Raw genomic sequence first — 14,815 nt, 5'->3', positions numbered from 1 at the left:
CTCATTTAGTTACGCTGTCACGCCACTGGGTGCCATTGCGCCTGTCATGATGGCAACGGCATCAGACATAGTATGCGTTTGCGGTGAAATAATGTCGATGCGCTTACCCAAACGGTGAACGTGGATCCTATCTGCGACCTCAAACACATGGGGCATGTTATGACTGATAAGGATCACCGGCAAACCTCTCGTGCGAACTTCTTGGATAAGATTCAGCACCCGTCGAGATTCATTCACACCGAGGGCGGCAGTGGGCTCATCCATGATCACCACCTTGCTGCCAAACAACGCCGAGCGTGCCACAGCAACACCTTGCCTCTGACCACCCGATAAAGATTCCACGGCCTGCGTGATATCTTGAATCGTCAGAAGCCCAAGATCGGTGAGTTGCTTCTTGGCTTTTTCCCGCATCGCTTTCTTATCAAGCATGCGCAGCCATTTTCCACGAAAGCCAGGGCAACGGAGTTCACGGCCCAAAAACAGGTTATCTGCAATGTTCAGCGACGGTGCTACCGCGAGGTTTTGATAAACGGTTTCAATGCCAATTTCGCGCGCTTCCATCGGATTGCTGAAACGTAACGCTTTTCCTTCGAGCATGATTTCGCCTTCATCTGGGGTAATTGCCCCGGATAACGCTTTGATCAAGCTGGATTTCCCTGCGCCGTTATCACCAATCACGGCTAAGATTTCGCCCGGCATTAGGTCAAAGTCTGAACCATTGAGTGCAGTCACTCTGCCATAGCGCTTAACTAGCCCTCGAGCCTGCAATACAGGGCGTACGTTTACCTCATTATTTGCGCTCATGACGACACCTTCCTTAGCCACTGGTCAATACTGACCGCGATGATGATCAACAACCCGACCGTGAACTCTTGCCACAGCACGTCAACGCTCAATAGCGCCAAGCCATTTCTGAACACACCAACCACTAGCGCACCGATCAAAGTACCCAGTACCGAGCCTCGGCCGCCAAATAAACTGGTGCCTCCAATCACCACCGCCGTAATGGAATCAAGATTGGCGGTATAACCGGATTGCGGGCTAATTGAACCGATACGCCCGATAAGTGCCCAAGCGGCAATCGCGCAAATCACGCCAGCGAGCACGTAAACTGAAAGCTGGATGCGACGCACGCGTATTCCCGCTAAACGGGCAGCATCGGCATCATCACCCACGGCATACACATGGCGACCCCATGCCGTCCAGTTGAGCAAATACCAAACGAAGCCAAAAAGCGCCAACATTAAGAGGGAGCTGTACGTCACCCGCGCACCAAACACATCGATGGTCGTGCCGAGCCACTGCAATAGCGGTGCTTGGCTGGCGATGATTTGAGAGCGAATGGTTTGGCTGTTCGAATACCACAGGTTGAGGGCAAAGAAGATATTCCACGTACCCAGTGTGGCAATGAAAGGCGGCAACTTTATCCGAGACACCAAAAAGCCGTTCACTGCACCCACCGCCGCGCCAACGGCAATACCGATCAATAACGATACTGACGGTGGTAGGCCAAAATCAATGGCCATGCGCCCCATGACCACGGACGAGAGCACCATGATGGCGCCGACGGACAAGTCGATGCCTGCGGTCAGAATGATCAAGGTTTGGGCGATACCAATAATGCCAATGATGGTGACTTGCTGCACGACCAGCGAGAGGTTAAACGGGTGGAAAAAACGATCGCCAATCAACGCAGAAAATACGGTCACGGCGAGCAATAGCACCAAAATGGGGGCGGCAGTAGGGTGGTTGTGCAGATAACGTTGAATACGAAGCCCGAGCGGCAAAGATTGATCGCCTAGCGATTCACCGGCGGTACGGTGCTGACCTTGGCCTTCATTTCCTTGTGAAGTTCCCATGAATAATCCTGTAGAGAGATGCCAACAACAAAGGTGTAAAAACGAAGCGTGCCCCCAAGCGAATAAGACTTGGGGGCACGCGGGTTAACTTAGCCCCAACACTTTGCTTTCCCTTCGCTTGAGGTTGAGGAAGGAACACCATCAGCAGGTTGATCAGTAATGAGTTCTACACCAGTATCGAAGAAGGCTTTACCGGGTGTCGCGCCAGGTTTCACGCCGGATTTCGAAAACTCGACCACCGCTTCCACGCCCAATGCCGCCATTTGAAGCGGGAACTGCATAGACGTCGCACCAATCACGCCGTCACCCACATTGGCAACACCCGGACAACCGCCATCCACAGACACAATCAGCACCTCTTTCTCTTTGCCAACCGCTTTCAATGCTTCATACGCGCCAGCCGCAGCGGGTTCATTGATGGTGTAAACAAGGTTGATACTTGGATCTTTCTGAAGCAGGTTTTCCATGGCGCGGCGTCCACCTTCTTCCGAGCCTTGCGTCACGTCGTTACCGACAATGCGTGGGTCATTCTCATCACGCATGATGTTCGGCTTTTTCACATCAATGCCGAACCCCGTCAAAAACCCTTGATTTCGCGCCACATCCACAGAAATGTTTGACGTGCTCAAATCCAAGAGCGCAATTTTCGCGTCTGCCGCTTTGTCGCCCATGGTGGCTTTCGCCCATTCACCGATCAGCTTGCCGGCGAGGAAGTTATCCGTCGCAAAGGTCGCATCCGCCATGCTTTCTGGCGTAAAAGGGGTGTCTAACGCAATCACCAGCACGCCTGCATCTCGCGCACGTTTAACCGCGGGTGCAAGAGCATCAGGGTCGCTAGGCGTGATCAGAATGCCGCTTGCGCCCGCTGCAATCAGGTTTTCAATCGCTTGAACTTGTGAATCCGTGTCGCCGTCGTAGCGTCCTGCAAAGGAACTGACTTTCGCCCCCAGTGCTTCAGCTTTGGCATTCGCACCTTCTTTCATTTTGACGAAGAAGGGATTGGTGTTGGTTTTCGTGATAAGACCGATAAGCACGTCTTCTGCTTGTGCACTTGCGAAAGGTACAGACGCCATCATGGCTGCGAGAAGGGTAGTTTTAAACAAAGACTTCATGTCTATTCTCCAATTACGGTAACACGCTAAATTCGAAGGAAAGTCGCATCCTCCATGCCGTGGTAAAGAGCATGAAGAAGCAATACGAATGAACGGTTTCAGTGCTGAAGAATTGTCGTTAACAATTGAAATAAATCGGATAATTAACTGATAAAATGGGTTTTTAACCCTAGTGGCTACGCATCAATTTGAAGCGGTGTGCTTTAATATTTGCATGCCGAGGGCGTGAAGTAATTGTTCGCGGGATACAGGCTTTGCGAGCAGTGGCCAATGCGGTTTTAGCATATAGTGCATTTCGAGTTCATGTGCCGGCAAGCCTGACATGAGCACCACAGGCAAGTCTGGAAACTGTGTCGACATCTCTTCATAAAGCCACACGCCTGTGCGGGCACTGCCGAGGTTGATGTCGCTCAAAACCAGATCAATGCCGTCGTGACTCGCCGAGCGATGAAGCACATTCAGCGCTTCTTCCGCGCTGTGAACGGGGCACACATCCAACCCATAATGCGTCAGGATCTCAATGAGAGGCGAGGCCACATCGGAATCATCTTCCACCAGTACAATCCGTTTTCCGACTAACGCATCTAGATGGTCAGCCATGAATGTGGCGCTTTCACCCACTGCCTGATTATTGTCTTTACCGCCTATGTGTTCTTCAGCGTTTGGGAGGCAATCCGGCTCATACAGCGGCAGAAGAATGGCGACAGAAGATCCCCGTTCAGGGCTGGATGACAGGCACAACTCGCCCCCAGACTGCTGCACAAACCCAAACACCATACTCAAACCTAAGCCACTGCCTTGGCCTTTTTCTTTGGTCGTAAAAAAAGGCTCGATGGCGCGATTCAACACCTCACCATCCATGCCTTTACCTGTGTCTCTCACCTCGATGGCGACGGCCATTTGCCTTGACGAAATCAAGCAGCAATGCCCTGTACTCAAGGTTAACGTACCTTTTCCTTCCATGGCCGCATTGGCGTTAAGTGCGAGATTCAACAAGGCATTCTCAAGGCCGCCTATGTCTATGTAGACCGCAGACGGCGCAGTAGAAAGCTCGATACGAAGCTCTTCACCTGACGACACGGTGTAATCCAACAGATCGAGGATTTCTTCAATCAATTCATCAATCACCACCGCGCTTGGGTTTAAAGCTTGTTTGCTGCTAAAGGCCAGCAAGCGTTCCACCATTTGAATGCCTTTTTCCGTCACCGTCAGTGCGCGATTCAAGTAACGCCGATTGGTATCATCAAGGCTGGCCGTCATGTCCATGAGCTCTAAATTGCCTTTTTGCGCGGCGAGCAGATTATTGAAATCGTGAGCAATGCCGCCCGTCAGTTGTCCCAAGGTTTCCATTTTCTGCGATTGGACGAGTTGCTGTTCGATCTTGCGGCGTTCGGTTAAGTCTCGATAAAGCGTGACAAAACCGCCGGATGGAATGGGGCGACTGCTGAATTCAATGATGGTGCCGTCTTCAAAATGGCGTTCAAACACCACAGGCTTGATGTGTCGGTTTGCGGCCATGTCATCGTATTCCGCCACCGAGCGATCAGGCAGACGGTTTTCATGTTCCGTGTTGGCTATTAATGCTTTGATCTCATCAAGGTGCATGCCTGGGGTTAATAAGGTGGGGTTGAGCTTCATTAATATCGGGTATCGTTGATTCCACACCAACAAGCGATTGTTCCCATCAAACGCGCTCAGGCCATCTTGCATCTGGTTGAAAATGGTTTCGAGCATGATGTTTTGTCGGTTGAGATCCGCCGTGACGCGCTGTTTATCCAAGGCATTGCGGTGAAACGCGCGAAAGGCTTTCGCTAGCTGCCCAATCTCATCTTGCCGAGGAATATGCGCGGCGGTCATGTTGGTTTCACCCATTGCAAGGCTCAACATTTCCTCGGTGACGGCAGACAAATCTTTGGTCATTTTGCTGTTGAAACGGTAGAGGTAATACACGCCGCCCAGGAAGATCACCAAGATGAACGCCATCATGCCTGATGCACTGTTAATGGCTTCTCGACTCTCTTTTTGCCGCTGCTTTACGTCAGCTTGATGTGTTTTCACCAAGTTGAGCACGTACGCGGCCATGCGATCGGATTGGGCACGAATGGACGACAGTAAAAAGGCGTTCTCTGCTTTAATGGCTTGGATTTGCACCTTGCTACGACGCAGTGATGAAAGCACAGGCAGCAGTTGTTGCAGCACAACAGAATCCGCGCTGTAGGTTTGAGTGAGTTCGTCTTCAATGAACGCTATCCACCCATCAGGGATGGACGACGGATCTTGAGACAAGGCGTCAATGAAGCTCAATTCGGTTTGGGAAGACAAATAGGGATCGAGTGAAAACTGGCTCGCCAGCAAATCTTCGCGAATAAACAGCTCGTTCTCGATGTTCGTGAGCAATTGATAAATCAAGGTTTCGACTTGAGAAACCCGCGACAACAGCTCATCCGAAAACTCTTTCTGATGCAGGCTCAAGGCTTGGCGCTTGAGTTCGCCAATTCGCGTTTCAAGGTGTGTGCGTTCTATTTGCACCAAGATGGGCCGAACAGAATTGGCGGCATACGGCGCAATAGCGGCGATTTGTGCCACGCCCTCAGACAAATTGAGCGCGGTGTTGGTGTCTGTGAGTGTGGTGCTGGAAACGGTGTCCAGAATGGTTTGGTTTTTCCACAGCGTCGACATGGAAACCGCCGCCATACCGGTGGTGAGCGCGAGCAAAATAAACAGCGCCAACATCAATTGAAAGCGGATGCTGGTCGTTTTCATCACGCACTCGCGTCTTGATTCACGCTCGAAGAGCGAAGTACATCATGCGCAAACACATACCCAATGCCACGTTCAGTTTTGATCAATGAAGGCACGCGCGGATTGGGTTCGATTTTCCGTCGTAAACGCAGTATGAGCACGTCGATGGTCCGGTCTAACGAATCGCAGTTATACCCGTGGGTTTGCACGATCAGTTGTTCGCGGGATAACACACGATGAGGCGCACAGACTAAGGCTTCAAGCAAAGTAAACTCGCCGTGGGTTAACACGGGTTGATGCCCGTCTTCATGCGTCAATTGCCTGCGCGTTGCATTCAGCTTCCAGGATGAAAAGCGGTAAATGGTTTCTTCGGTTGTCACCGGCTTTGCACCCGCCTCTGAGGCTTGCGGCCCAAGGCTTCGACGAAGTAGGGCGGTAATGCGTGCCGTGAACTCTCGCAGGTTGAATGGCTTCAACATATAGTCATCTGCCGCGACTTCAAGTCCGACGATTTTATCGGTTTCATCGCCTTTTCCCGTGAGCATCATGATGGGAATATTGCTGGTTTCTCTGACTTCTCGCGCGAGTTGCAGGCCATCTTCATTGTCGAGCCTGAGATCGATCACCGCCAAATCAACCGCGCCCAGCGCCTGCATTTCTTGGCCGTTAGCGGCACACACTACATCATGTCCTTGTTGAGACAGCACATCTGATAACACGTCTCGAATAGACGCTTCGTCGTCAACGATGACAATCCTTGCCGGTTTCAACACTACAACTCCTGCATAGCGTGAATCGACGGAACAGACGTCATGTCTTTGCATTTGCCGACCCACTGATTTCTAACAACTGCTTATTAACCATAAGGCTAATCAAGGTGCGCATGTTGGTCGAGGATTGAGAATCGGGTGTATTTGTTGAGATAACAGAGGCAAAAAAGCCAGAACAGCGTGTGATAAACACCCACATTCTGGCTCAATGTTTCGAGATTCTGGCATCAAACATCGACGTGTAATGCCGGAAAAGCGAGGTTATTTCTTCATTAAATCTTTCAAGTTGGCGAAAGGATTGTGCGTCGCCGCGACGTGATCATCGTCCCCAGCTTTGATTTCAGTGCCATACTGGTCGTGATCCGTGTACTTTGAATGCTCATGATCGTGACAGAAAAGGCACAACAATTCCCAGTTGCTGCCGTCTGGCGGGTTGTTGGTATGGTCATGGTCGATATGGTGAACCGTCAATTCACGCAAGTTCGAATACACAAATTCACGCGCACAGCGTCCACAAACCCAAGGGTAAAGCTTCAACGCTTTTTCACGGTATCCGCTTTCTTTACGCGCGTAACTGGCACTGGTGCCGTAGTAATCTGATGACATGCTGGTATCTTGCTTTCCGTTATTAGTATGCGCTCAATATATCAAACGAACCGAGAGTTACCAGATACGAAATCAACGTTATGCAGGTTAGCGACGATTTTCCGTCAACACAGCCAATCCATAAACCTGAATGCGGTGACACGATAGAACGAACAAACGCGGCAATGTGATGATACCCATGAACGACAATGCACTGAGTGGATGCTGCGAACGTGGAACAAACAAAAGCAGAGTCGCACATTTCACCGAGAAGGTTTCCACACAGCATCGGCAAAAAAGCCGCGCATCATTCAACATCGCCACAAGGATTGAAAATCCGCGCTCTTAAATAATTCCCAGAATAAGAAGAAGCCATAGGAAACCACGTTTCATGGAAGGCGTCTTAGTAGACTGGTAATTATCTACTTTATGGTAAATAGCCAATTACGTTCAATAGATTGAAGGACAAGAGAAAAGTGGAGCAAAGGAAGGCGATTACAAACATGAGGGCGATAGATTTCATTCTCCTGCACTTCTTATTTAACATAAGATAGATAATGCGCACTGGCAATGTTAGAGCTCTTTAGTAGTGTCATATCTGAGCCCATTAGTAATGTCCTCTTATGCTTATCAACACGTTGAGCTTTAAGGACTTCAAGCGATGCTGAGGCTGCTTCTCATCAAACCCGTGGTTGTATAACGACTGTGGCGGCAAGCGCCAACAGCCTGCGCCTTGGATACCGATTCGGGGTAAATTGAAGTGATAAAAAGCCCGCTACTGCGGGCTTTTTTCACAATGTGTATTTATAGTTCGGTATATATTGCTAGCGGCTCAACTACGAATTCAGAACTGTCTCTACCTGAATACGTGTTTTCTATGTTAGCTAAATGGTTGATTAAGTTTCTTATTCCATTTTTAAGGTTAGAGAAGTTATTACCCCTGAGATCAACATTTTTAGTTGGTCCAGATTGAGTTATGATACCAAAAAGAGTAAATTCTTTCATTGTATGACGAGAATATTTATTAATTATTGTTTTTTCACTTTCTCGTAAATTGTTTCTATCTAGCGGAGATATAAATTTAACTCCATTACAATCTAAGTTGAACTCAAACTGCCCGTCATAACCAAATTCGATTAGATAGGTCATATACTTAATAAAGTCTTCATCCTGTCTAAGGTTGCATTCTTGAGCAACTCTCTTTATGTCTTTCTTGAAATTGTGAAGCTTTGATTTGTCAGCATTGCTTTTTAAAGATAAACCATGTTCATTGGTAAAGTTTAAAAATGTAAGAGCCTCGCCAAAATTGTTGAAGTTCTTCATCATCAATTTTAGTGAATCCATGTCATTAAAAGCGACCGAACCTGTCACTTTAATAAAAGATGATTCGTTTATCCTTTCTATTTTACTTGAGATATTTCCTGAATTAACTTCAATGACCTTGTTATTTTCAATCAAGTGCTTTTCAAATTGAACAAATGCAAAGTCATGTAGGCTCTTCCTCTCAGAGACGGAACTTTCAACCACATCGGTGTCTTCATAATCTCTGCCACTACCAATTGGCCCCCTTTGAGATTCCAGCTTGGAATTTATACCTTTGTAATCTTTAATAAGATAGTCAGTAACACCAGAAAAGACTTGGGCACTCAATGACTGCAGCTTATATTCATCAACATATATAAAATTCTTAATCATCTTTTAAACTCTTGTTTTTTATTTTTTTCTGCTTAAATATTCGCTATGGTATTTATTTCTTGTTATATGAAATGACCAAATAGAGAAAGCCAACCCAGCTATGCCACCTAGAACAAGAACAACTAAAAGAATCGTATTAATCATATACAATACTTCCTTCTTTGTTCTTTTCAGCGTTTGAAATCACATAAAAAACAGCCAGACCTATAATAAATGAAACTATGCATATATATTGGGAACCTTTGGTTAACATAACCATATCTACATTCCAAGACTCTCCTCCGAGCGATAATGTAAATAGCAAGCTATAAAGCCCAACAAAAAAGCATGATAATGTGGTTTTAGTTGTCCCCCAACCCGGATGCACGTCTATTATTCTTTTTGATTCGTTTATCATTGATAAATGTATGACTAACCCCAGAATTATGTAATCCGACACGGCAACACTCTCGATACTTTCACCGCCTGTTAACATGTACACAACATACCTAAAGAAGATTGGTATCATCCCAATGAAAACTGTATTTACTAGCCAGTTAGTTTTTAGCATGCCATTTAATTTTACACTTAATATAATGGTTCGATTTTGAATTATTAATTCTTGTTGTCAATTTTTTTGTATCAACTTTGGGGTCGCTAAAAATTAAAAAGCCGCTATGTGCGGTTTTCTTGTTCTTCCTGTTTGCGCTTCTTCTCAAACTCTCAATCAACCTTGCGTGCGGTCTTTCTGGCGTGCTTTATCAAAACAGCTTTCCTTGTTTCTTGGCCTTGGCGCCCTTCTTACCTGCGGCGCTCAATTTCTTGCGCATGGTGGCAGCAAACTTGCGGTCATTCTTCCGTAGTTAAAAGCATTTGCTCTTCGAGCAAACAACCCCCACTAACTCCCCCTTGGAAAGTTGGAGGATCAGAGCGGAGGTTTGAGCAGAATTTAGCGCTGGAACAGAGGCTTGCGATCGATTCAATTCGGGAGCAATTCTATATCAGCGCCCTTTTGTTCTTTTGTGGATGGCTTCCATCGTCTTCGTTGAACTTCACCATGCCGAGCGCGGTAAATAGAATAGAAATGAGCCCGCTTTATGCAGGCTCATTTTGGTTTGATGCAGAATTTAAACGCTGACGTATCTAAACATCATCACTGTTTGGCGCTGCAAGTTTTACGACGATCGTGTGTTGGTCAACGTCTCGTGCTTTTGCTGTGACGGTGTGATCCATCAATTCGCGGAAATTATTGCCTGCCACATCTTCAAGTCGCGCATCGATTTCAATCTGGATACTGTCTGTTTGCCAAACCGAATCAGGTGTAAATTGCCAACGCGTTTCGTTGTCATCAACCGTCATGTTTCCTGCGATGATTTGTCCCGAGCTATCCAATACACGAATGGCTTTCTTCAGAAGCTGCTGATCGAACGGACGATCAAAACGAAGGGTTAACGGCCCCTTAGTTTGTGTTTCTGGCGCGTCGATTTGCCACGAATTTGTGCTGGGTAGATGTCGTAATGCTTTTGACACCGTAAACGTCTTTTCGTAACGCTGGGTACTCAGTCCATTATTTGCCGTTGGCCAACCTTCTTTTATGATGATTGAGTAGCGGCTTCCTTCGAGCAGTGCCGGCCCCAAGGTTAGGTTCTGTGCCACGCCGCGTTTGATGCGACCAGGGTCCATTAACAGCGTTAATCGCGTGCGATCTTCACTCCATAACTCTTGTTTGAAATGCATGAAAGCTGCGTCGTCGGTTATTCCGTTTTCGTTGACCAGTTTGATAAACCGCGTCGCCATATGTGGCTGCATTGGCGAGGAAAATTGAATGTAGAAGCGGAGCGTGTTTTCAGGGATGTCATCGCCGCTCGGATAAATCTGGGTGACTTGGGGTGAAGAGAATGCTTGGTCTGGCTTGATGACGAAGCCTTCCAAGGCGGGTTTATCAGCGCCCTGCCCACGTGTGGAAATCGTATATTGTTGCCCTTTGACGAAGTCAAACGCAGGGTCAAACAGCACTGTATTGCCATCAACACGGTATTTGCCAGCAATGGGAAATCTGCTGTCGCAGCAATGTTCAGGTGCGCCAACAAACACGGCTAACAGTTCCGATGGATTTGATACAGCTTGATTGCTGTGCACGGTAAGTTCGATGTTGTCACTGGGCTGCTTGGGTATGGTCAGGCTGCTTTCTTGTGCAAAAGCAGCCTGACCATGAAGCAATACGCCAATGAACACACTCAATGTGAGCATGGTTCTCGTCATATATTTCGCCTGAGTTTACTGTTTTTTCTCAGCCCAGTATTGGGGGAAGTCGTACTCGGCTTGCAAGTTATGAATGCGGTTAGGGAACCAATCGAAGTTTGAATCGAGGTTTAAACTTCCCGTGTACATATCTCGCGTTAAAGAGACGAACCTGCCACCGCCTAACTTGTCGATGTGCATTGACATACCTTCGAACATGACCGTTTTACCCGTGTCACCAACAGGCATCAGTGGATGCGTGTCCGTCTTTCCACCTTCGGGAAGATCGCCTTTCGTGTAGCTTTTCGCACCATTTAAGCTGTTGACAGGAATCACATGTGGCGAACGACTGTTGCTGGTTAAAAATAGCGATTTTTCGCCGTTAAGTGTGTACGAGAGCATGTCGATGGGTTGACCATTGCCGTAGTCCATGACGGTGCGAGCAGAGATTTTCGCGCCATCGACTATCTCATCTAAGCCTATCAGCACAATCGGGCTGCATGTATAGGCGGCAACAAGCTGAGGTTTGCCGTCTATCTCTTGAACAGACATGGTGCGAATCGGTGCTCTGGTTTCGAACTGGTCATGGGCAATGTGATACATCTCTACATTGGCCGCCGTCTGTTCGCCTGTGAACGGGTAAGGCATTCGACGGAGCGTTGATAGGAAGTTATCGAACGCGACGCCAGATACAAAAAGCTCCCCTTTGTAATATTCCATGTCCAAAATGGCGAGAGAACTTAGTGTGACCTTGCCTTTTGCCAAATCACGATCGAGTGGATGCGTTGGTCCAAATCCGCGTGGTCTAAAGGTGGTTTTCTGATCAGGATAGTGGCTTAACGCTTGTTTTTGATGTGGAATCGTATCGAGGTCAAGTAACTCGACCTGTGCATTCTGTGTCACCTTCATGATGGCCGGTGATGAATCAAAATTACCAAGGCGTGACACGGAAATGTAGATATCCGATGTGACAGGATGAACAGCCATATCATTGATGGCAATCGCGCTTTTTCCTACACCAAGGATGCTCGCAATTCTTGCATCAATGTCCGTCAGGAAAACGGGTTCAACGCTTTTTGGGGCCTTTGATTCGGTTAAATCAAAGGCATAAATCGCACCGTTGTAGTTGTCCCCGACAAACATGGTGCCGGTATCTGAAAATTCGAGTGCGCCAGCAAATTTGAGGTCTAGCTGCGTGTTTTCAGCCATTGCGCTAGCAGTAAACGTAGACGCCAGAATCAGTGAACTCAGTACTGTTTTTTTTAAACAAAACATTCGATAACTCTCCTTTGAGATAACCCGTCTTGTCCTTCAAGACGGTTGTCGAGCACGTAAACTATAAAGTTAGCGATATGTTAGGAATACTCACTGTTTCTAGAAGTCACTGTTCTGTTGAGCGGAACAATCAATAAATACCCTCTTCCCCTTTCTTCATCGGCTTGCTTCTACACCACGTTAACTTTAAACCGAATCACAATTGCATAGGGTGTGTGTGATTTATTGTGATGCAATTTAGAGACGCTGCCTTAAAGACTCGGCACTTGCATACTATGGCGCTAAAAAATGCACTAAAGATTAGATACTCTCTGATAACGGTCTTCGCTTTGATTTGTTCGTACTGAAGCGCTGTTCCGTTAAATTTCAATAAAAAGGGAATGAACCAGTGAAAACTACCAAATTGTGTATCCTCGCATTAGCTGTGTCCGCGTCTTTTGGTGCGATGGCAAAAAGTGCCCACGAGACTGTTTCTGATAAAGTTATCGCGGAGCAGCGTCAAGAGCTGGCAGAAAACACTGAAGGCGAAGGCTTTGGTCCTCAATCTCCACGTGACATTGATTCGGCGGCGGGTAATAACACGCTGACGTTTAATGCTGCGCCAAAATATACTGAGATGAACTTGTGTAATATCCATTTTCACAAGAATGCTGAGCACAAAGGCGGTGAATTCACCAAGTATGCGGGCAATGGCGATGGTCATGGTTACCAAAGCGGCTTCAAGTATTCTGGCCAACTGACGGCGGCTGAACTGGCACCGGTGAAAGGCGAAATCTGCCCAAGCAAACACGGCGATGTGCAACCGGGCGACACCATTGAAGTGCACTACGTACACTCCACCGCGCAAGTTGAACCGGGTGAAACGCTGGGCGCATGTTTTAACGATGCCAATAAAAACCCGCAATTGCGCGTAGAAACCCAAGTTTATGTCGTGGTGAATGACACGACGGCGCTGGATTTTGAAGAGCTGAATGAGCATGAGAAAAAAGACGGCGTGCATCAGGCGATCAACATTCCAAACAACACGGGTAAGCCTATTCAGTATGCAGGTTCAACAACGGGCCCGGGTTACAACGAAGAAGGCTCGCCGTTCCAGGTAACATGGAGTGTTCGTCCTAAAATTGCCAAAGTTAACATCGCGACCGTTGGCGAGTGGTGTGAAGGCAATGATTTTGATGAAGACCACGCTCACGGCGTAAGAAACCTTGTGGTAAACAAAGATCTGCTTTCTGAAATCGAGAAGTAATCTTTAACGATTTGGGTGCACAGCACGTGTTTTAAGCCGTGTCAGTGCGCCCTTTTCTTTGTGGTACCCACTACTGCTTTTTACGCCCCTCCTATTTACCATAACACCCTTTATTTAATGCGCACTTGTCAAAAGTTGTGAAAATTAAAGGCTTATGTATCAATAATTTGTCGCTGTCATGTCGCTTTCTCATTATGACGCAGTAGGTATTGATACATTGAATGATGTTCTATTCGTGCTTTCCCGTTCTAATCCCCTGTTTTCACTGTATCCCTCGCCTTCTTGGTTGCGTTAGCCTGTCAACGCTCAATAAACCACAATAAAAAAGGACGGTGAACAATGTCGCCAATATTAAAACGCGCCCTGTGCGTCAGTTTAGTGCTAGCCCCTGCTCTGCTTTCATCTGCTTCGGCCATTGCGACCGTGACGCAATTCAAAGGTCAAAATGACTGGGTGATGAATAAAGAAACCAATGATGAACGCTTTAAAGTGCTGCAGAAACAAATGCGGGGCTTTGACATGACCATGTTCGAGACTGGCGCTCGCTTTAACACGTTTTACTTTGCGCTTAAAAACCAGAACTATGACATGGCAACCTATCAATGGAAGAAGATAAAGAAAACCATTGTGAATGGCACTGAACGTCGCCCTGCGCGCAAAGCGAATGCCGATGCCATGTTTATCGATTCTCAGTGGAAGGTGATGCAGACTGCCATTGATTCAAAAGACGATGCGAAGATTTGGGAAACATTCGAAACCACAAAAGCGGTGTGTAATGCTTGCCACGTGGCGGAAAAGGTCGGCTTTGTGAAAGTGGTCGATCCGCAATATCCCATGATGCCGGTTCAATAATGATTACTGAAGCACGTTGCTGGGCGACGTGCTTCATTAGCACCTATCACGCTTGCTCTGCATAACAGACCGCTTGTAGCTTATTCCCGTCTAAATCCCGTACATACGCGGCGTAGTAATTGGCACTGTAGTTTTCTCTCAGCCCTGGTTTGCCTTCATCAATACCGCCCTTTGCGATGGCTTGCGCATGAAACGCATCAACAGCATCTCGGCTTTCCGCTAAGAACGCGACGTGTGTGCCGTTTCCCCATGAGGCTGGGTTTCCGTCAAACGGAAGATAAATGTAGAGCACGGTGAATTCGTCCCCTTTTGCGTACTTGAGCGGTTTACCGGCGGGCTTTGGTACGCGATGAATACCCAGCGGCGCAAGCACGGCATCATAGAATTGCGCCGCTTTATCGTAATCATTGGTGCCTAACGTGACGTGGCTAAAAATGGTCATGACATACTCCTAGAATG

General features: G+C 47.5%; 13 protein-coding genes. 2 read left to right on the top strand and 11 right to left on the bottom strand.

The genetic code is table 11. The annotated features are described in order from the left end of the window. Positions 1-9: 9 nt before the first annotated feature. The 10 genes from EQP46_RS00700 to EQP46_RS00655 all read right to left on the bottom strand — a co-directional run bounded on the left by EQP46_RS00700 (position 10) and on the right by EQP46_RS00655 (position 12,258). Positions 10-804 carry an ATP-binding cassette domain-containing protein gene (locus tag EQP46_RS00700; RefSeq protein ID WP_129491813.1) on the bottom strand — a complete coding sequence of 265 codons (795 nt, stop codon included), beginning with the start codon at positions 802-804 and terminating at the stop codon, positions 10-12. Next, positions 801-1,859: an ABC transporter permease gene (locus EQP46_RS00695; protein WP_129491812.1), complete on the bottom strand. Its 1,059-nt coding sequence runs from the start codon at positions 1,857-1,859 to the stop codon at positions 801-803. Before EQP46_RS00695 ends, EQP46_RS00700 begins: the two co-directional genes overlap by 4 nt. Positions 1,860-1,948: 89 nt before the next feature. After that, the gene (locus EQP46_RS00690) at positions 1,949-2,971 is read right to left on the bottom strand and encodes a sugar ABC transporter substrate-binding protein (protein WP_129491811.1); all 1,023 of its coding nucleotides are present in this window, start codon (positions 2,969-2,971) and stop codon (positions 1,949-1,951) included. 183 nt (positions 2,972-3,154) lie between these two features. Further along, the gene (locus tag EQP46_RS00685) at positions 3,155-5,737 is read right to left on the bottom strand and encodes a PAS-domain containing protein (RefSeq protein ID WP_129491810.1); all 2,583 of its coding nucleotides are present in this window, start codon (positions 5,735-5,737) and stop codon (positions 3,155-3,157) included. Next, a complete protein-coding gene (locus EQP46_RS00680; RefSeq protein ID WP_240671574.1) occupies positions 5,734-6,486 on the bottom strand; it encodes a winged helix-turn-helix domain-containing protein in 753 nt (250 codons plus the stop codon). Before EQP46_RS00680 ends, EQP46_RS00685 begins: the two co-directional genes overlap by 4 nt. 258 nt (positions 6,487-6,744) lie before the next feature. Then, positions 6,745-7,089 (bottom strand): YajD family HNH nuclease, encoded by a 345-nt coding sequence (locus EQP46_RS00675; RefSeq protein WP_129491809.1) that lies wholly within the window; start codon positions 7,087-7,089, stop codon positions 6,745-6,747. A gap of 783 nt (positions 7,090-7,872) precedes the next feature. Further along, entirely contained in the window at positions 7,873-8,763 is an 891-nt protein-coding gene (locus EQP46_RS00670; protein WP_129491808.1) for a DUF6414 family protein, read from the bottom strand. Between the two features lie 136 nt (positions 8,764-8,899). Continuing rightward, complete coding sequence (locus EQP46_RS00665; RefSeq protein WP_129491807.1) at positions 8,900-9,238, bottom strand: hypothetical protein; 339 nt, start codon at positions 9,236-9,238, stop codon at positions 8,900-8,902. A 647-nt stretch (positions 9,239-9,885) separates the two neighbouring features. Continuing rightward, positions 9,886-11,004 carry a hypothetical protein gene (locus tag EQP46_RS00660; RefSeq protein ID WP_129491806.1) on the bottom strand — a complete coding sequence of 373 codons (1,119 nt, stop codon included), beginning with the start codon at positions 11,002-11,004 and terminating at the stop codon, positions 9,886-9,888. Positions 11,005-11,019: 15 nt separating this feature from the next. Continuing rightward, positions 11,020-12,258, bottom strand: a complete 1,239-nt coding sequence (locus tag EQP46_RS00655) for a hypothetical protein (RefSeq protein WP_129491805.1) — start codon at positions 12,256-12,258, stop codon at positions 11,020-11,022. A 388-nt stretch (positions 12,259-12,646) separates the two neighbouring features. Here EQP46_RS00655 and EQP46_RS00650 point away from each other — a divergent pair, with 388 nt between their 5' ends. Then, positions 12,647-13,504 carry a delta-class carbonic anhydrase gene (locus EQP46_RS00650; protein ID WP_129491804.1) on the top strand — a complete coding sequence of 286 codons (858 nt, stop codon included), beginning with the start codon at positions 12,647-12,649 and terminating at the stop codon, positions 13,502-13,504. Positions 13,505-13,843: 339 nt separating this feature from the next. After that, positions 13,844-14,356, top strand: coding sequence for a hypothetical protein (locus EQP46_RS00645; protein WP_129491803.1), 513 nt, complete (start codon positions 13,844-13,846; stop codon positions 14,354-14,356). Between the two features lie 46 nt (positions 14,357-14,402). On the opposite strand, the gene EQP46_RS00640 is transcribed toward EQP46_RS00645, so the two are convergent. Further along, complete coding sequence (locus EQP46_RS00640; RefSeq protein WP_129491802.1) at positions 14,403-14,798, bottom strand: VOC family protein; 396 nt, start codon at positions 14,796-14,798, stop codon at positions 14,403-14,405. Positions 14,799-14,815: the final 17 nt, after the last annotated feature.

It is taken from the genome of Enterovibrio baiacu (assembly GCF_004120195.1).
GTDB classification, from domain to species: Bacteria; Pseudomonadota; Gammaproteobacteria; order Enterobacterales; family Vibrionaceae; genus Enterovibrio; species Enterovibrio baiacui.
The sequence above is the reverse complement of the archived record's forward strand: the minus strand, read 5'-3'. Positions and strand labels throughout refer to the sequence as shown.